Origin of the sequence: Halospina sp. K52047b, assembly GCF_008709855.1 — a bacterium.
GTDB lineage: Bacteria > Pseudomonadota > Gammaproteobacteria > Pseudomonadales > Oleiphilaceae > Halospina > Halospina utahensis_B.
This window is the reverse complement of the sequence record NZ_VYJH01000015.1, coordinates 18,191-43,888: the sequence shown is the minus strand read 5'-3', so window position 1 is coordinate 43,888 and position 25,698 is coordinate 18,191. Positions and strand designations below refer to the sequence as shown.

Below are 25,698 nucleotides of genomic sequence, written 5' to 3'. Positions count from 1 at the left end.
GTTTCCCGGTGAAGGCCTGGGCCTATCCCACGAATTCCTGCAGTCCCGCCCTGTCCAGGAGGGTGACCTGACGCTGGGCAACCTGGATCAGCCCGCGGTTACGCAGCTCCTTGAGCACACGGGACAGGGTCTCAGGCTGCATGGCCAGCTGCGAGGCCAGGAGCCCCTTGGGCAGAGGCAGTTCCACTACCACCCCGGTGTTGCGCCGGTCCGCGCCCGGAACCAGGCTGAGCAGATACTGGACCAGCCGCTCCCGGGCGTTCTGCGCCGTCAGAATGGTGCGCTCCTCCACTGTCTGGGACATGGCTGCCGCCACGTAGCGCATCACGTTCATCATGTAATCGGAACGACCGGCCACCATCTCCCGCAGCAGAGCACCACTGAACGAGCGGACCCGGGTGGGCTCCAGGCTCTGGGCATACCAAGGGTAGCGCCCATCCGGTGAGCAGGCTGCAACCTCCGCAAGCACCTCATCCGCGCCGGCACTGCCCAGAACGCGCTCGCTGCCCTGGTCAGTGACCCGGAACAGCTTCACGGAACCGGAAAGCACAATGAAGAACCGCTCCGCTCTGTCCCCCTCGCGGCAAAGCATCTCTCCCGCCTCCAGAGTATGCAGGCGGCTGCGCTGGCACAGGCTGGCCAGATCCTGATCGCCCAGATCCTGGAAGAATGGGTGCCGGTGGATGGCGCAGTGCTCCAGACGCGGGCACAGCAGGGGCTCTGCCAGCTTCGCATGGGTTACATCGGCCAGTTTGATCGCGTCACAGGATGTCACGGCAGCCTCCTCGGTTTGACGGTTGTTCGCTGTGGGGGTGTTATGCCTTGACATATTACAAACTCCCGGCCGTTCAGGCTGCGCCCCTTAGGTGGTACTCCCTGTGGGTCCCATGCTGCACCGCCACCTCAAAGAATTATTTAATATGCATCTTAAATCAGAGAGAGGCTGGCCGCAATCCTCGGATTTTTTATTCACAGCTGGATCATGCGAATGGTCTACGGCGGGCTCGCCATAAGCAGACACCAGAACCCCATTATTGATTTATCTGTTTTACATCTTTAAAGTCAGCCCGGATAATCACACCAGTCACGGAACCGCCGTGCAGACCCCAAAGCCATGACCGGGAGGACACGCCCATGTCCGAGGGACTGACCCGAAACGCCGCGCGCAACATCTTCTATGGAGGCTCGACGATCTTCTTCCTGATCTTCGCCGGCCTGACCATCCATACCCATATCTACATGAGTACCACCTCGACCAACAGCGACAAGCTGGATGAGGACGTCATCGCCGGCAAGGAGGTCTGGGAGGAGCACTCCTGCATCAACTGCCACACCATCATGGGCGAAGGGGCCTACTTCGGGCCCGAACTGTCCAACGTCTGGCACCGCTACGGCGGGCGCGAGAATCCGAAAGCCGCCAGGGCGGGCATCAAGGGGTGGATGAAAGCCCAGCCCATCGAGGCGCCGGGGCGCCGCCAGATGCCGCAGTTCAACCTCAACGAACAGGAGCTGGACCACCTGGTGGATTTCTTCAAGTGGGTGGACGGTATCGACACCCACGACTGGCCACCGCACAAGTCCGGCTGACCATGCCCGCAATCCACTCCGTCCGTTCATCCAGGGAGAGAACCGATGAAGTATGAAACCCAGAAAGTGGCCCTGCCGTTCTTCGCGGTGGCCATGGCGCTGTTCGCGCTGCAGATCTGTTTCGGGCTGATGGCGGCGACCGTCTATGTCATGCCCGAATTCCTTTCCGAGGCCATGCCCTTCCACATCATGCGCATGAGCCACACCAACCTGCTGCTGGTCTGGCTGCTGATCGGCTTTTTCGGCGCCACCTATTACCTGCTGCCGGAAGAGGCCGAGACTGAGCTCCACTCACCGACCATGGCCTACATCCAGCTCGCGATCTTCGCCGGTGCCGGTGCCGCGGCGCTGATCGGCTACCAGTTCGGGATCCATGGGGGCCGCCACTACCTGGAGCAGCCGGTCTATGTGAAGATCCTGCTGACCATCTCGTTCCTGATGTTCCTGTACAACAACACCCGTACGGTCATTAAGGGCCGGCGCACGTCGGTCTCCACTGTACTGCTGCTGGGGCTGTGGCTGGCGGCCATCTTCTGGATGTTCGCCTTCTACGAACCGGACAACCTGGCCCAGGACAAGCTCTGGTGGTGGTGGATCGTGCACGTCTGGGTCGAGGGCGTCTGGGAGCTGATCATGGCCTCCATCCTCGCCTACCTGCTGATCAAGATGACCGGTGTGGACCGCGAGATCATCGAAAAGTGGCTGTACGTGATCGTGGGCCTGGTGCTGTTCTCCGGCCTCCTTGGCACCGGCCACCACTACTACTGGCTGGGCACCCCCGGCTACTGGCAGCCCATCGGCAACATCTTCTCTACCATGGAGGTCATTCCGTTCTTCGCCATGGTGATGTTCGCCTTCTACATGTTCTGGAAGGGCTCCCGGGAACACCCGAACAAGGCGGCCATGCTCTGGACCCTCGGCTGCGCGGTGGTTTCCTTCTTCGGGGCCGGGGTCTGGGGCTTCATGCATACCCTGTCCTGGGTCAACTACTACACCCATGGCACCCAGATCACGGCGGCGCACGGGCACCTGGCCTTCTTCGGTGCCTACGCGATGCTCAACATGGCCATCATCAGCTATGCCATGCCCCAGCTGCGCCGGCTCCAGCCCTACAACCAGATCATGAACATGTGGTCGTTCTGGATCATGGTCGGTGGCATGTGCTTCATGACCTTCACTCTCACCTTTGCCGGGGTGGTCCAGACCCATATGCAGCGGGTGCTGGGCGAGGACTTCATGACGGTTCAGAACCAGCTGGATATTTTCTTCATCATGCGGCTTGGCTCGGGTACCGCCGTGGCGCTGGGTGTCGTTCTGTTCCTGATCGCCATCTTCGGACCGGCCCGTGAGCAGCTCCCAGCCCATGTCAAAGGCGGCAACGGTAACGGGAGCAGCCAATGAGCGCCGTCGAAGCGCCCTACTACGAACCGGTCGGCCACGAACGTGAGCTCTTCGAGTATGCGTTCCACCGTAAGCTCCCGCTCCTGCTCAAGGGCCCGACCGGCTGCGGCAAAACGCGCTTTGTCAGCCACATGGCGGCGCGCCTCGGCCTGCCCCTGCAGACGGTGGCCTGCCATGACGACCTCACGGCCTCCGACCTGACCGGGCGCTACCTGCTGCAGGGCGGCGAGACGGTCTGGACGGACGGGCCCCTGACCCGGGCCGTGCGCCATGGCGGCCTGTGCTACCTGGACGAGGTGGTGGAGGCGCGCAAGGACGTGACGGTGGTCATGCACCCGCTGACCGACGACCGTCGGGTGCTGCCCCTGGACCGCACCGGCGAAACCCTGGAGGCCCCGGAGGACTTCATGATGGTCGCCTCCTACAACCCCGGCTACCAGCATGTGCTCAAGTCGCTCAAGCCCAGCACCCGCCAGCGCTTCGTGGCGCTGGAGCTGGACTTCCCGCCTCCGGAGCAGGAGCTGGCCATCGTGGTGCACGAGAGCGATCTGGCCCGGGAACGGGCCAGGGCCCTGGTGAACCTTGCCGTGCGCCTGCGGGAGCTCAAAGGGCAGGACCTGGAGGAGGCGGTCTCCACCCGCCTGCTGGTCTACTGCGCCCGGCTGATCCAGGCCGGCATGCCGGTGCTGCAGGCCTGCCGCGCGACGCTGGTGGAGCCACTGAGTGACGATGCCGACGTGCGTGAAGGGCTGATGGAAACCATAAGGGCCACTTTCGGGGGCTGAGGAGACGCCAGGTTGGCATCCTTTTTCGAGGTTGAGGAAATCGCCGGGGAACTATGGCACCGCTGGGCCTCCCGCGCGGTCAGTTACCCGCGCTACCCGGACGCCGGCGTTGCCCTGGCGGAACTCGAGGGCAGCCTGGGCGTGTTCTTCCGCGCCATGGGCGGGCCCGGGGCCATCCCGGTCAGTGCCGTGGAACCGCGTGTCTCCGGCCACCGCCTGACCTTCCGCCAGAAGCTCGGCTTCGACCGGGAAAGCCTGGACATGGCGTTTCTCGACGATGACCAGCTGCTGCTGCCACCACGCATGGACTACTTTCCCAGCCGTGCGCTCAACCGGGGCGCCTACCACTGGCTGACCGCCCTGCTCACCCTCCTGCCCGAACCGGCCCCGGACCAGCCCGCGCTGGCAGCGGACGTTGCCTGGCTGGGGGCAGTGCATCAGGCCGAAGGCAACCTGGAGCGGGACTTTCCCGGCCTGGCGGCCACCGGCAGGGCCTGCCGCGAACACCTTCTGTCGGTGCGTCCGCGCCAGCGGCTGCCGGCCTGGGAGGACGCGGTGGATCATGGCATACGGGTGCTTCTGGGCGAGCAGCGGGATCCCGCCACCCGGGAGCGGGAGCAGGTTCTGGCGTGGGTTTTCGATGGTGCGGATACCGCCCTGCCGGAGACTACGCCGGCGGGTTACCGACCGCCGCTGCCGGTGCCCTTCTGGGGCCAGCGCCGCCCCGGCCTTCACGCGGGCACCCCCAAGGAGCCGGAAGACGGCGAGGATCCACGCCAGGGCGCCACGCCCGAGGCCGAAGGCGGCAAGCGCCAGGCCACGCGCCGCCGCCAGGACCAGAGCGAGCGCGACGACCCGCTGGCGCTGAACATCTTCGAGAAGATGCTGTCCTGGACGGAGATGGTCAACGTGAACCGCCCGGTCGAGGACGAGAATGAGGAGGATGCCCGCAAGGCGGCGGAGCAGATCGAGGAGATCACGCTGAGCCCCCACCGGGAGAAGACCGCCTCGCGCCTGAAGGTGGAGCTGGACCTGACCCCGGAGGCTCCGGATATCGGTGCCTTCAGCGGGCCGGTGACCTACCCGGAATGGCATTACCGCAGGAACCGCTATCTCGGTGACCAGTGCCGGGTGCACCCGGCCATCCAGTCCCAGGAAGGTGAGGGCTGGACGCCGGATGAAGGCACACGCCGGCGCATCCGCCGTGTCCAGCGCCAGTTCGAGGCCCTGCAGCCCCAGCGCCAGTGGCTGCGCGAACAGCCGGACGGCGACGAGTTCGACATGGACGCGCTCATCCGTAACCGCTGCGACATCCGCGCCACCGGCAACGGCTCAGAACGCATCCACCAGGCCCTGCTCACCCAGACCCGGGACCTGGCCGTGACCCTGCTGGTCGACACCTCGCTTTCCACCGAATCCTGGCTGGAAGACCGCCGGGTACTGGATGTGGAGAAGGAGGCGCTGCTGGTGCTCTGCCACGGTCTGGCCGCCTGCGGCGATGATTTCAGCATCCATGGCTTCACCTCCCGGCGCCGCCACAATGTGGAAGTGAACACCATCAAGGGCTTCCACGAACGCGTGGACGAAACCGTGCGCCGGCGCATCCAGGCCCTCAAGCCCGGCCATTACACCCGCATGGGCGCGGCCATACGGCACGTGAGCCAGGAGCTGGCCCAGCGCGGCAACCGCAACCGCCTGCTGCTGGTGCTCACGGACGGCAAGCCCAACGACACCGACTACTACGAAGGGCGATACGCCCTGGAGGACACCCGCAAGGCGGTACTGGAAGCCCGCCAGCAGGACGTGCGCACCTTCGGCATCACCATCGATCAGCAGGCGCGCCAGTACTTTCCCTGGGTCTTCGGGCGCGGGGCCTACCACATCGTACAGCGCCCGGAACAGCTGAGCGCGGCGCTGCCCGGCATCTACCAGCAGATTGCAGGAGTCTGACCATGCATCGAATCCACCGCCCCCTCGCCCTGCTGATCCTGGGTGCCGCACTCACAGGCTGCGGCGAGGCCCCGGTTCCCGAAGGCTGCGGCCCCGAGGCCAGTGCCGCGGAGGAAACCGCCATGAACGGCACCCCCATGCGCGAATGCGCCGGCCCCCAGGCCCAGGCCTGCCTGGCGGAGACCGGCGAGAAGCAGTACTTCTGCAGCACGGCGGAACTGCTTGAATGGCGGCAGGGGCAGGACGGTAGCGAGGGCGAGATCGTTGCCTTCACCCGTGACCTGTCGGATGTGGACTGGGACCCAGCGGATTCAGGGGACTGGGTTACCATGGATACCGCGTGGTTCGTGGTCGGCCATGACCGGGACAACGGTCAGGGTCAGAAAGCCCCCGTCGGCTTTTCTGACCTCGGTGATGCCGAAATCTTTGCAAGCAAACATGGCGGACGGATCGTCAATCAACCTGATCCCTGAGCCGGGCCGTAGTGCCCGTCCACATCGATATCCAGCAACTGACGGCCGCCATCAGGAGGGGTCGCCGTAAGTGGGCGTCTCCTGCATCTCCTGCGGTGGACTCCATTGCTGGACCCCGTAGAAAGCCGCAAACGCCACAATCACCAGGAAAAGCACCCACACCCAGGTCGGCGCCGGTGCGGGGGTTTCCACCCGCTCCGGTTCCCAATACGCCTCCTGGGTGCCGCCGTAGGAGTTGATCAGGATGGGAAGCTTGCCTTCCAGCACATCATTGTCGTTGAGGCCGTTCACCGCGATACTCGGTCCATTGCGCACCGTGAAGGGAACACGGCGTATGCCCTGGTGCCCCCCGGAATCGTAGGCGCGGATGTAGAGCGTATGGACGCCATCCTCCATCTCGGTCGTATCCAGCTGGAACCTCGCAGGAGGGCGATGGGTCACGATCGGTTCCGGGTCATCATCGAGAAAGACCTCAATGCGGGTCCTGTCCTGATCTCCCGTGTTATTCATGCAAGCTTCTCCTACCAGTCATCTCCCAGAATACGGTGCTTGATGTGCCTGCTGTCGTGTTCACCCGGGCAGATGAAGCATATGACCGTGTAGACGAACACTGCCGCAACCACTCCCACGCCAAACCCCTTGACCATTATCTCGAGCACGGCATTGGGCGCACCGCCGGAACCCGACGCAACGGCTATCGGGGATACCAGAAAAACCAGAACCACTGCCAGGATGAATCGTGAAAGCATCACTCACCTCCGCCATCCCGCACGCGGGTCACATCGTCTTCCGTTATCGTGGGCGCGTCGTTGTTCCAGCTTGTTCTTTCATGGTTTACGATCGCCGCAATCTCGGCATCGTTCAGCTGATCCGCAAACCCGGGCATGGGCGACGGATAGGTCTGGCCGTCAATCTTACGGCCCTGGGCGCCGTCGAGTACCGTCTCGATGTGCTTGAGAGGATCCTCCGCCGTCACAACACCGTTATCCACGAGGCTCGGGAAGGTTCCCGGCACCCCCTGGCCACTGTCCTGGTGACAGCTGGCACAGTGCTGGCTGTAAAGGGATCCGCCGTCGGGAAGATCCCCAGCGCCATCGTCTGTTTGACCCTTTGTGTCGTCACTTGCCGCCGTACTGGTTTCTTCGGAGTCATCCCCGGACCCGGATTCTGATCCTTCACGGGGCTGTTGCAGCGACAGCAGGTACGCCACCAGCGCCTCGCCCCGGGGCGTCGGCACCACCTTGCCCTCGTCGGGGCCATAGGGATCGGGCACGGAGACAACCGTGGCGTCTTCATCGGGATCCTGCTTCACCTCGAACAGCCACGGATAGGCCGGCATTATGGAATCACCGACGACCGCTCGCGGGTTGTACAGGTGCAGGTACTGCCAGGCCTCGCTGGACTGGCGATTGCCAATATTGGAAAGGTCCGGACCGATGCGGGCGCTGCCGAGCACGGCCGGCGCATAGGGGCGCCACCACTTGGTTGTGTCGCCCAGGTTCGCGTAGTCACGCCGCGCCGAGGGCCGCCCCCAGGGGTTGTCCATCTCGATCGGGCGGACCTGCTGCGTATGACAGGCGACACACCCCTCGCTGACATAGACGCCCAGGCCCCGTTGTTCCTGTTCGGTCATGGGCTCCACGTCCTGGTTCGCCCGCGTCTGTACCTGGACCCAGTAGGCCGGCGCAATCGCAATGGCAATGGCGATGGCGATGAAACCGAAAAAGATCGTACCGAAAAGAAGCCAGTGATTGCGGTGAAAGCTCATGACGCCGCCCCCATTGCAGTCTCGCGCTCGTTACCCGCGCGGGGTAGCGGGCGCATACACCAGACGTTGTAGGCAAAGAAAAGGTGGGAAAGGAACATCAGCGTGCCGCCGACCGCCCGCCACAGATAGAACGGTTCCAGCAACCTGACCGATTCCATGAACGGGGCACCGGAGATCCAGCTCAGCCCCTGCAGGGTACCGCCGATCATCAGCGCAATACCGTAGAGCGACAGGCCCACGAGGGCGAACCAGAAATGGAGCCCAGTAATCAGGGTCGATGGCTCGCGCCCTGTGAGCCTTGGCAGCAGGGCATAGATGCCACCCCAGATCAGGAAACTGACGAAGGTATACATCGTCAGGTGGGAATGGGCGATGGTGAAATTGGTGAAGTGCCAGACCTGACTCAGTGAGCGGAACGCCTCGAAAGTGCCCTGTAGAGAGAACACGAAATACGAGATCACACCAACCAGGATGAACGGCAGGCTGTAACTGCGCCCGACGGTACGGAAGCTGCCCTTCATGGTCATGAGAAAGTTGCCGGTGCCCGCCGCCAGCGTGATCACCATGCCCACGCTGAAGATGATCGCGATAGTCTGGAGCGCCCAGGGAATCGGGGCATAGACGAAGTGATGGGCCCCAATCATGCTGTAGAACACCATCTGCGTCCAGAAGGCGAGCACACCCAGCGAGTAGGAGTAGATGGGCTTGTTCAGCAGTTTCGGCAGGAAGTAGTAGGTAAAGCCCAGCACCATGGGCGTGAACCACATGCCAACCCCCATGTGCATGTAGAACCCCTGGATCACCGTCTCGCTCACGCCCGTGCTCTGGTACGTGGGGATATGGGCGATGACCATCAGGGCCGTCGTCCACAGCAGCGCGCCCATGATGTACCAGTTGGAGATGTAGATCTCTTCCACACCGCGGTCCGCAATCGTGCGCAGAAGGTTATAGGTGGTAAGGACAACGCCGGCGGAAAATACCCCCATGACCGGCCAGATGTACTCGCGGTACTCCTGGCCCGCGTTGTTCACCCCGGCCATCAGCAGCAGGTCGCCCACGAGCACGGCGGCATTGATCAACACCAGCGCGATCCACGCGAGTGGCAGGCTGTGAAGGCGGCGCCGGCTGGTCCTGGGCACCACATAGAGCGCCAGCCCGATCATCGCCAGTGAACCCCACCCCCAGAACACGGTATTGGTATGCACGGGTCGCAGCCGTCCAAAGGACAGCTCCGGCACGCGGTCAATGTCGGGTGCCGCGAACTTGATGCCGAGGTACTCACCTACCAGCGTGCCCACCAGGAGCCAGAAGGTGGCGCAGCCGATGTAGGCAAAGATCAAGCGGGTCATCGCCGTGTCGGAGTCGGCCACGGGCTCGACCGAGGACTTGCTGACCACGAAAGGCCGAGAACTTGGGAGAATGGATGACGTATCGTTCATCGGGATTCCCTGAGCCGTTCAAAATGGGATTGGCATTTAATATATATCAAAAATAAATCTTATTGGGCGTGGCCCCGTTTGTAAAGTGGGTAACGTAAGGTGGCTTTACGCATGAATGATGCCTGATACACATAGGGCCGCAGTGCCATGGCTCCGCTTGCTGCGCCAATGGAATCCCCGGAGTTGATATCACTCAATTCCTTTGCGAACGCGAATCGTTATCATGCACATGAAAATTAATTCATTTAAAAGGTATGATTTCGATGAAAAACCATCTATCGCGCTTGGGGGCAGCCCAACTTGCTGGGCTGGCTCTCGTTACGGGTGCCCACGCAACAACCCTTGAGGCACCTCCTGTCATCATCGAAGGTGAACGGATTGAAGGCGTACAACCCACTTTGGAGGAAAGCCAGCAGGCATTGAGCCGTACCCCGGGTGGCGTGAACGTCATCGACGTGGAGAAAGGCGATCGGCAGCAGAACACCCTGTCTGACGCGCTGGCCCTGCAGCCGGGGGTTATGATCCAGGAGTTCTTTGGCGGTAATGACCAGCCACGGCTCAACATCCGTGGTTCCGGCATACAGAGCAACCCGCAAGCACGCGGCATCCGGCTGCTCCGTGACGGCCTGCCCATCAATCTTGCGGACGGTTCCTACGTGATCGGTGCGCTTGAGCCCCGGCTTGCCTCCCACATGGAGGTGTATCGCGGCGCCAACGCGGTTGAATACGGGGGAACCGCGCTCGGCGGCGCCATCAACCTGGTATCTCCCACCGGGCGCACCGACCCGGGTACCGCGCTCGAGCTCAGCGGGGGCAGTTTTGGCCAGCGCCTGATTGAGGTCTCCCATGGCGACGCCGAAGGCGACCGGGACTATCACATAACGGGCACTTTCTCGGAAGCGGACGGCTTCCGCAGGCACAACGAATCACGCCGAGGCGTTGTCGGCGGCAACCTGGGGTTCGCACACGCGGACGGGGGCGAGACCCGGCTCTATTTCGAGCACGCGGACCTTGAGTTCGATATCCCCGGCCCCCTCAACCGGGCCCAGCTCAGGGACGATCCGGAGCAGGTCAACCGGGGCGTTGTCCCGGCACCGCCGCCACCCCAGCGGGCCGGCTCTGAAAGCGTCGGGCCCAACGTCGTCCGCGACCGGCCCTGGCGGGCATCGCGCTTCACCCGGGCGGCCATCCGCACCACAAGTCCCACCGAGGCAGGCCGCGCCGAGTTCGGCCTTGGCTACCAGCATGGTGATGACACTTTCGCCTCGCCAACGGCGGTGAGGGCCAGCGACAGCGACGATCTCAGCGCCCAGGCCGCACTCGAGATCACGGATACGGGCACCGGTGGCACCCTCAATCTCGGTGTTGATGCTGCCCTTGGTGAGATGACGCGTGAATTCAGCGCCAACGAGGAAGGCAGCGTCGGCAGGACCTTTGCCGAGAACGACCTCACGGCGGTCAACACCATGCTGTATGGCGATTACCGCCACCCACTGTCGGAGCGCTGGACACTGGTCACCGCCGCCCAGCTGATCCATGCGGTGCGTGACGTGGATGAAGCCTTCGCAACCCCCGGCCAGCGGCCCCGCTATAACGCCGGATCCGGCCAGTACGAACAGATGCAGACGGACAGCACGGTTGAGCGGCGACAGACCTATAACGGCGTCAATGCCAGGCTGGGCATCCTCTTTGAGCCAGATGACCATACTTCCTGGTTTGCCAACCTGAGCCAGAGCTATGAGCCACCAACCTTCCTCGAGATCCTGTCTCCGGCCGGCACGGATCCCACCAACAGCGCCACTCCCAATATCGGGCCCGGTGTTATCGGGGCGGCGCCGCTCGACGCACAGAGTGCGATCACCTTCGAAGCGGGGAGCCGCGGCCAGTGGCAGGACCTGAGCTGGGATATTGCCGCCTATTACAGCCGTCTCGATGATGAACTGCTCACGGATGAAGCGTTCACCGGCGGATTCGGCACAACCTCAAACTACTCGGACAACACCACGCGCGAGGGGCTTGAGCTTGGGCTTACCTGGCGGATGGCGGACAGCCTTGTGCAGGAAGGCGACCAGTTGAGGTTCCAGAATGCCTATGACTACAGCAACTTCCGCTTTGACGGCGGCAAGTTCGACGGCAACCGGATTGCCGGGATCCCGGAGCACCGGCTTCAGGCGGAACTCGCCTACGAACAGGCCAACGGATTCAGTATCGCACCCAAGGTGCTCTGGCTGCCGAGCGATACCCCCACGGACCACGCCAACACCATAAAACAGGAAAGCTACGCACTGCTCGGCCTCAGGGTGGGTTATGAGTCCGGCGGGCTCTGGTCCGTCTACCTGCAGGGTGAGAACCTGACCGATCGCAAATATGCAGCCAGCTACCTGATCCGGGACAGGGTCCCCAATCCGGGTCCGCCCAACGCGACCCCGGAACAGGTTACCACTTTCCTTCCGGGCACCGGCCGCGCCGTCAATGCCGGCATCCGCCTGGAATTCTGACCCTCACGGCCCCGGCCTTCCGGGGTCATTCCCTCCCCTTTGCATAACGGATTCCGGGCACCGATTCCCTCCGGGGACAGGCCGCCCCCTTCGACTACCCGGGTAACCCATCCACCCTTGGACGCACCAGCATCGGCGTGTAGCAGATCAGATACACGGCAAAGGCGCTCGCCCAGAGCAGGAAGGCAGTGCCCACGCCCAGCGGCAGGAACAGCCCAGGCCAGAGCAACGGCACCAGGACACGCAGCAGCGCGGAGACCGACAGCGCCGTCATGCTGATCCATATGGGCCAGGGCACATCAAGCAGCCGGCCCGTGTGCCTCAGCCCGGCGATGCAGAACACCGACATGAGCGCGGTACCCACCGCGCCGATGGCGAACGCATGCCGCCCCAGACCCGCCGGAACGCCCTCCAGAAGCAGGCCGATGCCGTTGAACACCAGTCCGAGCACGATCCAGAGATAGGCCAATACGACCAGCAGCAGGAAGGGCTGCCCCATCGGGCGGCCCCAGGGCCATTCGGACAGCCGATCAAGCTGGGAAGTCGCCGCGGCCAACGCCACCCAGCCGGTTACCGGATGGGACGGGAGGACAAACGCGACACCGGTGTAGAGACACAGCATGCCGATCGCAACGCGGATCCGGGCGGGACTGAGCCGGATCATGGCGCTGTAGCCACTGCGCTCCAGCGCCGAAGGGATCACGACAGCGGTGATGCGGGTCAGCGTGACGGCGATCATGATGATGTAAAGGTGCAGGGCCAGATCCAGGAGTGTTGCCGGTTCCATCACAGCGCCATTGCCGGCGGCCCGTACCACGTGGAATGCGACCTGGCTGGCGCAGACCAGCAACAGTAGCGTCGCAAGGCTCCAGTGGCGACGACCCGCCGGCGCCATAAAGTACGGAATGGCCTCAAGGCAGAGGATCAGCAGGAAAAGGCAGGCACCCACCCCGATCATCCAGTCCGGCAATGACGCATCAAACCAAAGCGTCAGCCTCGATACCAACCAGAGCCCGACCAGCATCAATAACCGCCGGCCCGCAATCGGTTCACGATCCGTCCAGCTCGGCAGTGCCGTCAGCAGAAAACCGGCCAGCCCCGCCCCGACCACACCAAACAGCATCTCGTGGCCATGCCAGAGCGCGGGATTCAGCCCCCCGTCACTACTACCAAAACGCCACAACATCAGCAGCCAGGGAATCAGGCTGAGCGGCGCGTAGGCGGCGGCCAGCAGAAAGAACGGCCGGAATCCGTAGGCAAGCAGTGTTCTCATCCGCCACCGTCCTTCCAGTAGAAACCGGCATCCGGCAAGCCGCCGCCGATAAAGTCACTGGAAAGCGTTGCCAGTTCCCCGAAGAAGTATTCCAGGTCTTCACGCGCCTCCGTAGCCGTAGTCAGTTCAATGGGGGTCCGTTCCAGCGCGTCAGCCAGCACGGGCTGCGGCACATCGTCGCGTTGTGCGCCATCGCGAGCCGCAGCGTCACGGTTTTCGTTCACCCAGGCCACCGCCCCGGCCATCCCCTGCTGGACTGTTTCAATGAGATCCGGAGCCTCCTCGACCAATTCCCGTCGCGCCACAAGCCCGGCCTGGGGCAGCATCACCTCATGGCCCGTTGCCTCATGCCAGGCGCTCTGCAGATCCAGATCCTGCGCATTGAAACCCATGTTCGCGGCCTGTCTGAGGGCCGCACTACGCAGCGGATCCGGAAGCACCACCGCATCCAGGCGCTTGGCAAGCAGCATCTGTACCGCCTCGAACGGGCTTCCGAGATAGGTCAGACGGAAATCGTCGCGGCTCATGCCCTCACGCTGGGCCACATAACGGAAGACAAGGTCCGGCATATCGCCCCGCCAGGGCACACCAATGCGTTTTCCGGCCAGGTCTTCCAGGTGAGCGGCAGGCCCGTTGCGCACCACCACGCCCAGCGTCCCCCTGATGAACACATTGAGAAGCACCACCGGCACACCGCGATTGTAGAGGTTGGCCGCCACATTCGTGGGCGAGGCGGAAAGCTGCACGCTGCCGCGTGCAATCCAGGTCCTGAACTGGTCCGGGTCACGCCAGCTTCTGAGGCGGGGTTCGCGCCCATGGGATTGCCAGTCACCGGTCTCAAGCATCCGTGCGAGCACCACGCCGGGAAGCCCCGGCGGTGTTCCCACGGCCAGTTCCCTGCTGCCGGCCGCGTAGGGTATTGGCCCCGGCAGCAGAGCCAGGCCGGATGCGGCCAGCGCCCAGGTGAGGCAGTCACGGCGTGTCTGGTTCATGATGGGGTCTCCCTGTCTGTAAGGCCCTGGAATGTTGTGGCGACCACGCTGTTTTCCAGCAGTGCGGCGGCCTCCCGGTACTGGAAGACCGCGTCCCGCCGGCTGAAGGGCTCGTCTAGGCGCGTCTCGTGGACGATGCGTGAAGGGGGTGTGCCCATGACCAGTATCCGATCCGCGAGCCGGGCCGCTTCCGTAAGGTCATGGGTAACCAGTACCGCCGTCACGCCATGCCGGCGCACGGAATCGTGGAGCAGTGACTGCGCGTCCTGTCGCACGCCCACATCCAGCGCATTGAAGGGTTCGTCCAGCAGGATGAGCGGCGCATCCAGAACCAGCGCACGCGCCAGTGCAACGCGCTGTTTCAGGCCGCCGGAGAGTTCATGGGGATAGCAGTTCAGATGCGCCTGAAGGCCCAGCTCTGCCGCCATGGTGCAGGCTCGTTCATGTCGCTGGCGCGACGGGACCGTCCTGGCCCGGAGACCGAGCGCGATATTGTCGGTGACGCGCTGCCAGTGCAGCAGCCGTGGGTCCTGGAAGACCATGGCGCAGTCACCGGCACGTGCCACGCGCCCGCCGTCAGGCGATATAAGCCCCGCCGCGAGACGCAGCAGCGTTGTCTTGCCACACCCGGATGGCCCCACGATGCAGAGGATCTCGCCCTTCTCCACCTGGAACGACAATCCCTCCAGCACCGGTGCCTGACCAGGACGACAGGCGACGTCCTCAAAACGCAGAATCGTGCTCAAACCGTCTCCATGCCTCGTCCGCCGGAGCCCGCGCGCCAGGGTTCAAGCCGGCGCTGCAGCGGTCTGAGCATCCCGTGTTCCATGAACAGCAGCAGCACAACCACCAGCAACATCCAGGCCTGCGCCGCAGCGGTGTCCAGCGCCACCCGCGCCTGTGCCAGCCCCGCCCCAATGCCGGTCTCCATGGCAAAGAGTTCCGCCATCACCGTCACCTTCCAGGCCACGCCCATGGCGGTAATCAGGGAGGGGAAAAGATAAGAGAATAGGTGCGGCAGATAGAGCTCCCGCACGCGGGCCACCGGACCCAGCCCGTAAATCCGCGCCAGCTCATCCAGCCCGGGGTCACGAGTACGCATGCCGATCTGGGCGCCGGCAAAGGTGATGGGAATGCTGGTGACGACAACCGTGAAAACCGGCGTCATCAGGGTGCTGCCAAACCACAGCATGGCCAGCACAATCCATGCGATCGGGGGGATACCAAGCAGTACCGTGGAAACCGGCTCCAGAAGCCGGCCCAGCCCTCGGGAAGCACCCGCCAGGGTACCGGCCAGAATTCCGATAAGGGCCGCCGCGGCAAAGCCCAGAAGCGCCCTTCCCGCGGTCGCAAGCGCATAATGGAAGGCTTCGCCGTTGGCCATCCGGTCCACGAGCTCCGCTGCTGCCTGAAGCGGCCCGGGCATCATGAAATCCCCGTAGACCGTATTGGCCCATTCCCATAGCGCGAGGAACAGGAGCACTCCACCAAGAGCACCAATTCTACCCAGCAACCCCTGCCAGGCGTGCGCGACATTTGATGCTCTGTGGCGGACTAGCGCGTTTCCGGAATCATTCTTATTCATATTTGCAGATTAACACAGACCTCCGTTTCCGGTTATTGACCCGCATCAAGCATCATGGCGCCAATCCCACGAAAAGCACCATGCATTTCTGTGGATCATGCTACTCCGGATCCAACGCATCAAATGCCCGGCGTGCATGAGCCACGGCGCCACCAGCGCGCATCTCGGCGGCTACCCAGATCGCCTCCATAATCTGCTGCTCCGTAGCCTCCTCACGTGCTGCTGCTTTTACATGTCCCTCAATACAGTCAGGGCATTGGGTAACATGGGCTACCGCCACGGCAATAAGCTGTTTGGTCCGCGCATCCAGAGCTCCGTCCTGGAATACCGAACGGCTGAACGCCCGCCATGCCTGTTCCGTTTCGTGTGTCAATCCATCACGCCGCTGCCCTGGTTTTCTTTCACTCATGGGATCAAGCCTCTTTTTCCGAAGGTCAAACTCAACTGGTGAGTACAACTGACTTTAATTTAGGATTGTGATATTAGACAACAAAGTTTATTCCAATATTTTTTTGATATATATCAACAGGATAAAAAATGACTGACAGCATTCTTCTCAAGCGCATTCAGGATCCGGCGGAAGACCGGGATGGTGCACGGATCCTGGTGGATCGCGTCTGGCCACGGGGCGTGCGCAAGACGGACGCACAATTGGAGTGGTGGGCAAAGGATATCGCGCCGTCCACTGAACTGCGCAAATGGTTCGGCCATGACCCGGAACGTTGGCCAGAGTTCTGCCGCATGTACCGCGAGGAACTGGCGCAGGCACCCGAAACACTCTCGAAACTGCTCGACTACTGCCAGCGCGGACCGGTCACACTGATCTTCAGCGCCCGGGACCGCGAGCACAACCAGGCCCGGGTCATCCGGGAGGTGTTGCTGGAAAAATTGGGAGAAGGAAAAACCTGACCGGTCTCTGAACTGGAATCAGGCCTCTCCAGTAACAAGTGCAGTGATCCAACTTGACCGATTCGCAGGCATAACAGTGCCCTCTCATGAGAGAGTCACTATCCCCGAGGGAAACCACATCCAAAAGGGAAGACTCTGTATGCATCGGCCCGGATCCATACCGTTTTGGCAACAGCCCATTGAAACGCCCTCTTGTCATCAGCATGGGGAAGCCCTTAAGCGACAGGATCTCCTGACCAAACCCCCGGGGTCACTTGGCCAATTAGAGGTCATCGCCTGTCGCCTGAGTGCCCAGCAGAACCGCCCGTTCCCCTCCCTTAGCCATCCATGGATCTCGGTATTCGCCGCCGACCACGGCATTGCCAACGATGGCGTCTCTCTGATGGCGAAGGAGGTCACCGCCCAGATGATCAACAATTTCCTGGGTGGTGGCGCAGGTATCAGCGTTCTTGCGGATGAGTTCGGCGCCCACCTTGAGGTGATCGACACCGGGGTGGCAACGCCCTTCCCGGACCACCCGGCGCTTATCCGTTCACCCATTGCAGCCGGCACCGGCAATATACGCCACGAACCGGCCATGACCGGAGTTCAGCTTGAGGAGGCCCTCGCCATCGGTGACGAGGCGGCCCGGCGCGCCCACCAGAGCGGCGCGGACCTTTACATTGCGGGTGAAATGGGCATTGGGAACACCTCGGCAACCTCGGCCGTGGCCGCCGCCCTTCTCGACCAGCCGGCAAGGGCAATAACGGGACGCGGGAGCGGCCTGGACACCGCAGGAGTTGCACGGAAGACACGTTTCATTGAACAGGCACTGGAGCGACACGGCAACGACGGCACTCCCTTTGCCGTACTGGCTTCACTGGGCGGATTTGAGATTGCGGCCATGGCCGGCTCATTCATTGGTGCTGCCCGTCGTGGCATTCCGGTTCTGGTTGACGGATTCATCGCCTCCACGGCGGTACTGGCCGCCCTCCGGATGAATCCCTCTCTCTACCCCTGGCTCCATTTCGGTCACTGCTCGGGAGAGTCCGGCCACCGCCTGCTGCTGGAGGCACTTGAGGCCACGCCCATCCTGGACATGGGCATGCGCCTGGGCGAGGGTACAGGCGCAGCCATGGCCATTCCCGTTCTGAAAGCGGCCTGTGCCCTTCATTCCCGGATGGCCACCTTTGGGGAGGCTGGCGTCACCGAAGGTGGTTAAACCATTGGTGATACTGGCCCCCTCATACAGTCGACCAGCGTCTGCGCAACCGTGTCGGCCTGCCCTCTATCGAGGCTGCCCACGCTCAGACGCACCCCGGGGCCAGTACGCAGCCGGAAAGGCTGGCCAGCCTGTATGGCATAGCCCCTGTTCGCCATGCATTCCACCATGGCGGCTTCATCCCGAACTGGAACCCACAGATTGATACCCGAGCCTTCGACAACCGGCACTCCCCGGTGGCGCAGAGCCCCCGCCAGCGCCTCCCGGCGCTGTGCATAGATCAGTTTTGCCCGCTCAAGATGCCTGAATGTCTGCTCGTCTCCCAGAAGCACGGAGGCAATACGTTGCACAATCCGGCTTATCCAGCGTGGTCCGAGACTGAACTGGCGCGCAATCCTGTCAATCGTCTCCCGATCGCCAACGGCCGCGGCAAGCCGCAGATCCGGCCCCAGAAACTTGGAGACCGACCGGACCAGGATCCAACTCCCCTGATCCAGCGCGAGAGTCGGAGGTGGCGCCAGGGAAAGCGGCCCCCAATGGTCGTCCAGAACAAGCAGGATCTCCGGCAGACTGCCAATCAATCGCTGGATATGCGCCAGACGTTCAGCGGGAAGATCAACCCCGGTTGGATTCTGCGCACGCGGCGTAAGCACCAGGGCGCACACATCCGGAGCAAGCTGACGGGCTAACGCATCCGGGTCAACGCCGTGTTCATCATTTTTCACAGGTTCAGGGGTGAAACCAAGTGAACGCAGCAGCGTCAGCAGAGGAGGCCAACCAGGGTCCTCAACCAGCACGCGTGCGCCTGCGGCGGGCAACCGAGGACGCAGAGCGCGCTCAATAAGATCCAGAGCGCTGTGCCCCAGTACAAGCGCCTCAGCCGGAATGCCCTCGTGTGCAAGAATTGCCCTGAACTGATCCATCAGTTGGGGGTCCTCTCCGGCTCTGTCGTAACCGGTTTGCAGCCACGACATTGATGCCACGACTGCATCCAGTGACGGCAACAGTGCCGGATCAATATTGCCTGAAGCCAGATCGACAGTACCTGCTGAAGTGCCGGGTTCATACAACATGTCAGCCTCGGTAGCCATGGGCACAATCCGGGTACCACCCCGACCACGGCCGTAGACCCAGCCACGTTCACGCAGCATTGCGTAAGCCCGAGAAACCGTATTGCGGTTCACACCAAGCGTCTGTGCGGCTTCACGCACCGAGGGTAGCCCATCATTCGCACCGAGTTTCCCGGATCGGATGGCTTGCTCAATACTGGTCGCAATATTGACAGCCGTATGACCCCTAAGATAGTTTTTTACCATGTCATTATTTATAAATGGCATAGGTTATTATGTCAAATTAGTCGGTACCCGCAATGACACCCCACTCATCCCAGCCGCTACAGGCTCTCGTTCAACAGCTTCTGACCGGAGGACTTACCGAGCTCGGCGCCAAACGTGTGCCCACAGGAATTCGCAAAAATCCCGTTACACAGGCGGAGCTCACATCGACCGGGTTCATGGGCGACGCTCAGGGCGACAGGAAACACCACGGTGGTACAGAAAAAGCAGTGCATCAGTACTGCCTCGACCATTACCCGTTCTGGAGGGATGCGATTGGCTCAGTTGAACCATTGGCGCAACCGGGTGCATTCGGTGAGAACCTCGTCGTCAGCGGCCTTACGGAAGACGATGTCTGTATTGGCGACACTTGGGCCGTGGGCGACGCATTGCTGCAGGTTTCCCAGGCACGGCGCCCCTGCTGGCGATTGAACGAGCGGTTTGGCGTGCGTGACATGGCTCGCCGGGTTACGGAAACTGGCCGCACCGGGTGGTACTACCGGGTACTGACCCCGGGCATTGTTGCGACCGGCGACACCCTTGAACTACGCGAGCGCCCCCATCCGGAATGGCCGCTGTCACGTCTCTTTCGGGTTCTTCTCCAGGACCGCCCGCACCCACCAACCCTTGAAGCTGTGGCGGGCCTGACACTGCTCAGTAACAGCTGGCGGGATCTCGCTCGCCAACGAGCAGCGAACGGTAAAAAATAAAACCGCCAGCACCCCCAACATCCGCCCATCGATTCACCACTCCGGAGAACCAGCATGCAACCGCAGAACGATGCACTTTCACCACTGCTACAGCAATCAACAAGAGTCCGTGCAGCCCGCGGCGCGAGGCGGTCGAAGCAGCCATCCGGCTCGCACGACAGGCATCGGGAAAGACCAATATCATCGCATTCGAGGGCGCATTCCATGGTCGTACCATGGGGGCACTCTCACTGACCTCGTCCAGCGCGAAGGTTAGGCGCGGTGTCCAGCCAATGATGGGGGGTACGGTAACCGCGCCCTACCCCGACCCCTACTGGTATGGATGGTCTGAAGGGCAGACCACGGAGTTCTGTCTCAAGGCTCTCGATCGGATACTGATGACACGCAGTACACCGGATGAGACCGCAGCCATTATCATTGAGCCGGTCCAGGGTGAATCCGGATTCGTTCCGGCATCCCGGGCTTTCCTCCAGGGACTGCGGGAGCGCTGTGACCGTCACGGCATCCTTCTGATATTTGACGAAGTCCAGTGTGGCAATGGTCGCACCGGGACCTACTGGGCGCACACGCCCTCGGGTGTCATCCCGGATATCCTGGTATCCGCCAAAGGGCTCGCCAGCGGAATGCCGCTATCCATGCTCGGCGCATCCAGAGACCTTATGGCCAAGGGCTGGCCAGGCTCCCAGGGAGGCACTTATGGCGGTAATGTAGTGGCCTGCGCCGCCGCGCTGGCAACACTGGACGTTATCGAACACGAGAACCTCGTGGAGCACGCCCGTGAGGCCGGCGAATTCCTAAACAGAGCACTCCAGTCCTTCGCTGGCCAATGGGCGGGCATCAAGGATGTCCGCGGCGTTGGACTGATGCAGGCCGTGAATATTGTGGATGCCAATGGCGATCCCAGTCCGGAGCGTGCGCAACGGATTCTAGCGCTGTGTGAGGAGCAGGGTGTCCTGCTCTTGGGCTGCGGGATGCACGGCAACATCATTCGTTGGTTGCCACCTCTGATCGTCCGACACGAGCAGCTCCAGAACGCCCTGGACGTCTTCCAGGACGCCTGCCGTCATGTCTAGAAAACACAGCCGGCTTGCCCTTTCAGCGCCGCTCCCTGTGAAAGCGGATGAGTGCAAGAAGACGATAGACCGCATGAGCCGATTTACCCTGCGGGAGCACGAGGAAGAAGGCGAGTACCGCGCCCAGATGAAGGCCAAGGAGCAGACCCATAGCAGGTGTCTCACGGAGCGCCTGCAGGATGAGCCCGGTCAGCGCCACCACCATGAGCAGTTGGACCAGCAGCCGGGAGCGGGAATCGGGCGCCTTTGCCCTCGGCCTGTCATCACGGGTGTAGTGAAGCCATAACATGAACGCGCCACCCCCAGTGATCATGAGTCCTCCCAGGGTCCCGGAAACACCCGGAACGGACATGACCGGGTAAGGGGCAATCCAGTCGAAAACATGGTGGTACAGGGTCCCAACGCTGGTGGCCACAAAACACAGCGCAAAACCGGCAACCAGAACCTGGTGCGCAATGCGGCGGGCATGCCCGGTCTGACCATCACGGTCATGGCAGCCAGCGCCATCACCGCCGCCAAGATGCCTGAGACTCACCAGATCCCGGATCAGCGGCCCTTCTCTCAAGGGTTGGGAAGCCACTTCCGGCCCCGCACTGTCACGCCAGAAGCGGTACCCTCCCCGTGCCAGGACAAAGACCGCCCTCGCGAGCGCCAGTGTCGCGACCAGGGTCATCCAGCCCCAGGGAATGAGTTCATAGAAGGCACCAGGACCCCGGTGCACGGCAAAGAGCCTGTCCCACGGCACCTGTACCAGCATGAGCAGGGGTATCAGCAGCGTTATACCCCAGACCCATAGCCCTTCCCGCCCCAGCCACGCTGTTCCGCTGTAGTGTTGGCGGCCTGCTTCCCGGGCCTCGGACAATGCAGCGGGCAGGTTCACGACCAGTTCATGGGGCGGCGCGTACTGGCACGAGTAATAGCAGGCCTGGCAGTTGTGGCAGAGGTTTGCGAGGTAGGCGACATCCCCGTCGGTCATGTCGGGCCGCAATGGCCCTGCCTCAAAAACCGGGCAAAGGTCGCTGCAGTAACGGCAGACATTGCAGATATGGAGTGCGCGTGCGGCTTCCGGGTTCATACCGACTCTACCACCGATGCGTTCTGAACATGGCGTGCTGCGGAAGCACCCGCAATCCGGCCGAAAACACCGGCGATGCTCAGACCCGCACCGGCCAGATACCCCGTACCCAGAAGGGTCGGCGCCATCAGGGTCCCGGCCGCAAACAGGCCCTGCCCGGGTTCTTCCGGCAGCCTTACACGGGCATCCGCATCCACCGCCACACCATGGGCGGCGAAGGTCACGCCAGCCGCCAATGGGTACAGGTGCAACGGCTGCGGCACGCCGTTGAAGCGCTGCTCCAGTGCCTGCCGTAAACGGTTTTCAGGCAGGCCGGTGTGGAGAGCCAGCTCCGTAACACTGGCCACCCGCAATGGCTTATACAGCGTCGGCGGCATACGGGTGCGGCCGGCCTCATCCAGAAGCAGCCAGGCACGGCCATTGCGGCATTGGGCAATGCACTGCCCCCAAACGGCATAGCGTGAAGGTGACGAGGGAGCCACGTCCGGATCCAGGCACCGACCTTCAGCGTCCACCACCAGCCCCAGGTCCAGCCGGTCCAGGCGCGTCACAATACCGCCATCCACCGCAGGGCCACGGGCATCGACCACGACCATATGCCCCGTATCAGGCCGCCCCGAGCTCAGCGCCCCACGGTTATGCAGGGTTGTCAGCAGCTCACCACGGTTTTCAGGGGTACCTCGGCACAGTATGCCGCCGCCGGCCTGGGGGTACGCCTGGGCAAGCCAATCCTGGTTCCATTGGCAACCTCCGGCCGCCGCCACGACGGCCCCGGGATGCACCCACTGCTGGCCTTCCGGCCCTTCCAGGCATACCGGCTGCCCAGGCCCTGTATGACGAGGCATGGCGATGACGCGGGTCGAGGTCCGTACCGGTACTTGCAGTGCCTCAAGCCGGCCTCGCAGAACACCCACCATTGCCTGGCCCCCGCCCAGAAGGAAGGCAGTGCGGCGCGAATAGCGTCGATTACTGGAATCCGGATGCTGGTAACGGACGCCCTGCCCGGCCAGCCATTCAACAAGCGGCCCTGACTGAAGCGCCCACTGTTCGAACACCGGACCAGCTGCCATACCGCCCACTCCAGCGAGCTCTTCCGCCAGTTCCGCCGCCGGATACCGATCGGGAACCCAGGGAAGCGGGTGATCATGAACAACCCGGAAATTACGGGCATGCCGCGCATTGCCCCCGAAACGCTCTGGCGGTGCGGCATCCACCAGCGCCACATCGGCCCCGTAAAGACGGGCCTCCAATGCGGCGCACAGCCCTGCCATACCGGAACCTATGACCAGAACGGTCCACGTATTCATGCAGCCACCATCCGGGTGCCCCCTGGGGTCAACCAGCGCTTCTCATAGCCCTGGCCGCATTCACCATCGCCTCCAGCGCCGGCGTCACCTCTTCCCAGTTGCGGGTCTTGAGCCCGCAATCCGGGTTCACCCAGAGCCGTTCCGGCGGAATGCGCTTCGCGGCCTCCTTCAGGAGGTCCACCATGCGGTCCTCGGACGGAATGTTGGGCGAGTGGATGTCGTAGACGCCGGGCCCGATTTCATTCGGGTACTCGAAGGCGTCAAAGGCATCCAGCAGTTCCATGTCCGAACGCGAGGTCTCGATGGTGATCACGTCCACATCCATGCGGGCAATCGCCGGCATGATGTCGTTGAACTCCGAATAGCACATGTGGGTGTGGATCTGGGTCTCATCCGCCACCCCGTTGGCCGCGACCCGGAAGGCGCTGATCGCCCAGTCCAGGTACTGCTCCCACTCGGAACGCCGCAGGGGCAGCCCCTCGCGCAGTGCCGCCTCATCGATCTGGATGACGCGGATGCCCGCCGCCTCCAGGTCCTGGACCTCTTTGCGAACAGCTAACGCGAGCTGGTTGGCGGTTTCCGCGCCGGACTGGTCATCGCGCACAAAGGACCAGTTGAGCAGCGTCACCGGGCCGGTGAGCATGCCCTTCACCGGTCTGTCGGTCAGCGACTGGGCGTAGCGGATCCAGTCCACGGTCATGGGCGAGGGCCTGTCCACGTCCCCGTAGATGATGGGCGGCTTCACGCAGCGTGAGCCGTAGGACTGCACCCAGCCATGGCGGGTGAAGGCGAAGCCGTCCATCAGCTCGCCGAAATATTCCACCATGTCATTGCGCTCGGCCTCGCCGTGGACCAGCACGTCCAGACCCAGGTTCTCCTGTTCCCGTATGCACCCCCGGATGGCCTCCTGCATGGCTTCGTGATACGTCTCTTCAGACAGGCGGCCCCTACGGTAATCCAGCCGGGCGCGACGGATGGCCCGGGTCTGGGGAAAGGAGCCGATGGTGGTGGTCGGGAAGGGTGGCAGCTGCAGATGACGCTGCTGTGCTTCAGCCCGCTCCGCGTACGGCGACTGACGATCCCCCATGCGCGCATCGACGCCGGCCACCGCCTCGCGCACCGCCGGGTTACGCACCCGCTGGGAGCGCCGGCGGCTGTCCAGGCATTCGCGGTTGGCGGCCAGCTCCGCCGTAATGGCGTTGCGGCCCTTGTTGAGGCCCTTCTCCAGAACCCGGAGCTCCTCCAGCTTCTGCACCGCAAAGGCCAGCCAGCTGCGCAGCTCGTCATCCAGATCCGGCTCCAGGTCCAGATCCATGGGCACATGCAGCAGCGAGCAGGCAGGCGCGATCCAGAGGCGGTCGCTGAGGGCCGCGTGTATCGGTTCCAGCCAGTCCATCAGGGCCTGCAGATCCGCCTTCCAGACGTTGCGGCCATCCACCACGCCCAGTGACAGCACCCGGTCCGCCGGGAGCGCCGACATGACCGGCTCCACATCATCCGAACCGCGAACGGCATCCAGATGCAGGCCGGCCACCGGCAGAGCACAGGCCAGATCACGATTGTCACCAAGGTGCCCGAAATAGGTGGTCAGAAGCAGCCGCACCGGGGCCTTGGCCAGCCCGTGGTAGGCGGTTTCCAGGGCATTGCGCCATTCAGCGGGCAGATCCATGACCAGGATGGGCTCGTCGATCTGCACCCAGTCCGCACCCGCCTCGGCCAGCTCAGCAAGAATGGCCTGATAGGCCTCGACCAGCGCCGGCAGATGGTCCAGCCGCTCGCTGTCGTCCTTGCTTTTGCCCAGCCAGAGGTAGGTGACCGGCCCCACCAGCACCGGTTTGGGGTTGTGCTCCTGTTCACGGGCCTCGCGCAGCTGCCCAACCAGCGCACTGGCATCCGGACTGAAGCGGCTTTCACGGGTGAATTCCGGCACGATGTAGTGGTAGTTGGTGTCGAACCACTTGGTCATCTCGCCGGCATCCACCACGCTCTCGCCCTGGTCCACCGCCGAACGGCCACGGGCAAGACGGAAGTACTGGTCGGTGGCGCTGCCGCCAAGCTCGCTGACCCGGGGCGGAATGTGGCCAAGCATGACGCTGGTGTCCAGTACATGGTCGTACCAGGAGAAATCACCCACCGGCACCTGGTGCAGACCGGCCTGGAGCTGCCAGTGGCGACGGCGTAGATCGGCACTGCGCCGTGTCAGCTCGGATTCGCTGATCTCACCGGCCCAGAAGCCTTCGAGTGCGGCCTTGAGGTCCCGCTTTGTGCCAATCCTTGGAAAGCCGAGGTTGTGGGTTGTCACCATGATCCTGTTCTCCTGTATTTCAGCGTATTGGCC

24 protein-coding genes are annotated in these 25,698 nt (G+C 62.9%); 10 read left to right on the top strand and 14 right to left on the bottom strand.

The genetic code is table 11. The annotated features are described in order from the left end of the window. Positions 1-22: 22 nt before the first annotated feature. Positions 23-775, bottom strand: coding sequence for a Crp/Fnr family transcriptional regulator (locus F3089_RS14680; RefSeq protein WP_192497403.1), 753 nt, complete (start codon positions 773-775; stop codon positions 23-25). Positions 776-1,134: 359 nt separating this feature from the next. On the opposite strand from F3089_RS14680, the gene F3089_RS14675 reads away from it, so the two are divergent. Genes F3089_RS14675 through F3089_RS14655 form a run of 5 tightly spaced genes read left to right on the top strand, consistent with a single transcriptional unit; the run spans position 1,135 to position 6,196 of the window. Continuing rightward, complete coding sequence (locus tag F3089_RS14675) at positions 1,135-1,587, top strand: c-type cytochrome (RefSeq protein WP_151441540.1); 453 nt, start codon at positions 1,135-1,137, stop codon at positions 1,585-1,587. Between the two features lie 45 nt (positions 1,588-1,632). Further along, positions 1,633-2,988: a cbb3-type cytochrome c oxidase subunit I gene (locus F3089_RS14670; RefSeq protein WP_151441539.1), complete on the top strand. Its 1,356-nt coding sequence runs from the start codon at positions 1,633-1,635 to the stop codon at positions 2,986-2,988. Next, positions 2,985-3,773, top strand: a complete 789-nt coding sequence (locus tag F3089_RS14665) for a CbbQ/NirQ/NorQ/GpvN family protein (protein WP_151441538.1) — start codon at positions 2,985-2,987, stop codon at positions 3,771-3,773. Before F3089_RS14670 ends, F3089_RS14665 begins: the two co-directional genes overlap by 4 nt. 12 nt (positions 3,774-3,785) lie before the next feature. Beyond that, complete coding sequence (locus F3089_RS14660) at positions 3,786-5,723, top strand: nitric oxide reductase activation protein NorD (RefSeq protein ID WP_151441537.1); 1,938 nt, start codon at positions 3,786-3,788, stop codon at positions 5,721-5,723. A gap of 2 nt (positions 5,724-5,725) precedes the next feature. Next, positions 5,726-6,196 (top strand): nitrous oxide reductase accessory protein NosL, encoded by a 471-nt coding sequence (locus F3089_RS14655; protein WP_151441536.1) that lies wholly within the window; start codon positions 5,726-5,728, stop codon positions 6,194-6,196. Positions 6,197-6,247: 51 nt separating this feature from the next. On the opposite strand, the gene F3089_RS14650 is transcribed toward F3089_RS14655, so the two are convergent. From F3089_RS14650 to F3089_RS14635, 4 genes are read right to left on the bottom strand one after another with little or no spacing between them, the layout of a single operon-like run. Continuing rightward, on the bottom strand, positions 6,248-6,706 hold the full coding sequence (locus F3089_RS14650) for a cytochrome C (RefSeq protein ID WP_192497402.1): 459 nt from the start codon (positions 6,704-6,706) through the stop codon (positions 6,248-6,250). 11 nt (positions 6,707-6,717) lie between these two features. Continuing rightward, on the bottom strand, positions 6,718-6,945 hold the full coding sequence (locus F3089_RS14645) for a hypothetical protein (protein WP_151441535.1): 228 nt from the start codon (positions 6,943-6,945) through the stop codon (positions 6,718-6,720). Beyond that, positions 6,945-7,964: a cbb3-type cytochrome c oxidase subunit II gene (locus F3089_RS14640; protein ID WP_151441534.1), complete on the bottom strand. Its 1,020-nt coding sequence runs from the start codon at positions 7,962-7,964 to the stop codon at positions 6,945-6,947. Before F3089_RS14640 ends, F3089_RS14645 begins: the two co-directional genes overlap by 1 nt. Continuing rightward, positions 7,961-9,403 (bottom strand): cbb3-type cytochrome c oxidase subunit I, encoded by a 1,443-nt coding sequence (locus tag F3089_RS14635; protein WP_151441533.1) that lies wholly within the window; start codon positions 9,401-9,403, stop codon positions 7,961-7,963. The genes F3089_RS14640 and F3089_RS14635 overlap by 4 nt, the downstream gene beginning before the upstream one ends. A 263-nt stretch (positions 9,404-9,666) precedes the next feature. On the opposite strand from F3089_RS14635, the gene F3089_RS14630 reads away from it, so the two are divergent. Beyond that, complete coding sequence (locus F3089_RS14630; RefSeq protein WP_192497401.1) at positions 9,667-11,901, top strand: TonB-dependent receptor family protein; 2,235 nt, start codon at positions 9,667-9,669, stop codon at positions 11,899-11,901. Between the two features lie 94 nt (positions 11,902-11,995). Here the strand turns inward: F3089_RS14630 and F3089_RS14625 are convergent, their stop codons facing one another. The 5 genes from F3089_RS14625 to F3089_RS14605 all read right to left on the bottom strand — a co-directional run bounded on the left by F3089_RS14625 (position 11,996) and on the right by F3089_RS14605 (position 16,160). Then, positions 11,996-13,174: an NnrS family protein gene (locus tag F3089_RS14625; protein WP_151441531.1), complete on the bottom strand. Its 1,179-nt coding sequence runs from the start codon at positions 13,172-13,174 to the stop codon at positions 11,996-11,998. Beyond that, the gene (locus F3089_RS14620; protein ID WP_151441530.1) at positions 13,171-14,166 is read right to left on the bottom strand and encodes an ABC transporter substrate-binding protein; all 996 of its coding nucleotides are present in this window, start codon (positions 14,164-14,166) and stop codon (positions 13,171-13,173) included. Before F3089_RS14620 ends, F3089_RS14625 begins: the two co-directional genes overlap by 4 nt. Beyond that, a complete protein-coding gene (locus tag F3089_RS14615) occupies positions 14,163-14,912 on the bottom strand; it encodes an ABC transporter ATP-binding protein (protein ID WP_192497400.1) in 750 nt (249 codons plus the stop codon). Before F3089_RS14615 ends, F3089_RS14620 begins: the two co-directional genes overlap by 4 nt. Then, positions 14,909-15,649, bottom strand: a complete 741-nt coding sequence (locus tag F3089_RS14610; RefSeq protein WP_225741783.1) for an ABC transporter permease — start codon at positions 15,647-15,649, stop codon at positions 14,909-14,911. The genes F3089_RS14615 and F3089_RS14610 overlap by 4 nt, the downstream gene beginning before the upstream one ends. Positions 15,650-15,851: 202 nt before the next feature. Beyond that, positions 15,852-16,160 carry a carboxymuconolactone decarboxylase family protein gene (locus tag F3089_RS14605; protein WP_151441527.1) on the bottom strand — a complete coding sequence of 103 codons (309 nt, stop codon included), beginning with the start codon at positions 16,158-16,160 and terminating at the stop codon, positions 15,852-15,854. A 128-nt stretch (positions 16,161-16,288) separates the two neighbouring features. Here F3089_RS14605 and F3089_RS14600 point away from each other — a divergent pair, with 128 nt between their 5' ends. After that, on the top strand, positions 16,289-16,660 hold the full coding sequence (locus F3089_RS14600; RefSeq protein ID WP_151441526.1) for a DUF488 domain-containing protein: 372 nt from the start codon (positions 16,289-16,291) through the stop codon (positions 16,658-16,660). A 139-nt stretch (positions 16,661-16,799) separates the two neighbouring features. Next, positions 16,800-17,861 (top strand): nicotinate-nucleotide--dimethylbenzimidazole phosphoribosyltransferase, encoded by a 1,062-nt coding sequence (cobT, locus tag F3089_RS14595; protein ID WP_151441525.1) that lies wholly within the window; start codon positions 16,800-16,802, stop codon positions 17,859-17,861. Here cobT and F3089_RS14590 read toward each other — a convergent pair. Continuing rightward, positions 17,858-19,177 carry an aminotransferase class I/II-fold pyridoxal phosphate-dependent enzyme gene (locus tag F3089_RS14590; protein ID WP_192497399.1) on the bottom strand — a complete coding sequence of 440 codons (1,320 nt, stop codon included), beginning with the start codon at positions 19,175-19,177 and terminating at the stop codon, positions 17,858-17,860. The genes cobT and F3089_RS14590 overlap by 4 nt on opposite strands. A gap of 53 nt (positions 19,178-19,230) precedes the next feature. Here F3089_RS14590 and F3089_RS14585 point away from each other — a divergent pair, with 53 nt between their 5' ends. Then, positions 19,231-19,905: an MOSC domain-containing protein gene (locus F3089_RS14585; RefSeq protein ID WP_151441523.1), complete on the top strand. Its 675-nt coding sequence runs from the start codon at positions 19,231-19,233 to the stop codon at positions 19,903-19,905. Then, entirely contained in the window at positions 19,902-20,978 is a 1,077-nt protein-coding gene (locus F3089_RS14580) for an aspartate aminotransferase family protein (protein WP_151441521.1), read from the top strand. The genes F3089_RS14585 and F3089_RS14580 overlap by 4 nt, the downstream gene beginning before the upstream one ends. 22 nt (positions 20,979-21,000) lie before the next feature. On the opposite strand, the gene tcuB is transcribed toward F3089_RS14580, so the two are convergent. The 3 genes from tcuB to metE are packed head-to-tail and all read right to left on the bottom strand — an operon-like array spanning position 21,001 to position 25,665. Beyond that, positions 21,001-22,053 carry a tricarballylate utilization 4Fe-4S protein TcuB gene (gene tcuB / locus F3089_RS14575; protein ID WP_151441520.1) on the bottom strand — a complete coding sequence of 351 codons (1,053 nt, stop codon included), beginning with the start codon at positions 22,051-22,053 and terminating at the stop codon, positions 21,001-21,003. Beyond that, positions 22,050-23,360 (bottom strand): FAD-dependent tricarballylate dehydrogenase TcuA, encoded by a 1,311-nt coding sequence (gene tcuA, locus F3089_RS14570; RefSeq protein ID WP_151441518.1) that lies wholly within the window; start codon positions 23,358-23,360, stop codon positions 22,050-22,052. Before tcuA ends, tcuB begins: the two co-directional genes overlap by 4 nt. Positions 23,361-23,388: 28 nt before the next feature. Then, positions 23,389-25,665 carry a 5-methyltetrahydropteroyltriglutamate--homocysteine S-methyltransferase gene (metE, locus tag F3089_RS14565; protein WP_151441517.1) on the bottom strand — a complete coding sequence of 759 codons (2,277 nt, stop codon included), beginning with the start codon at positions 25,663-25,665 and terminating at the stop codon, positions 23,389-23,391. Positions 25,666-25,698 lie beyond the last annotated feature (33 nt).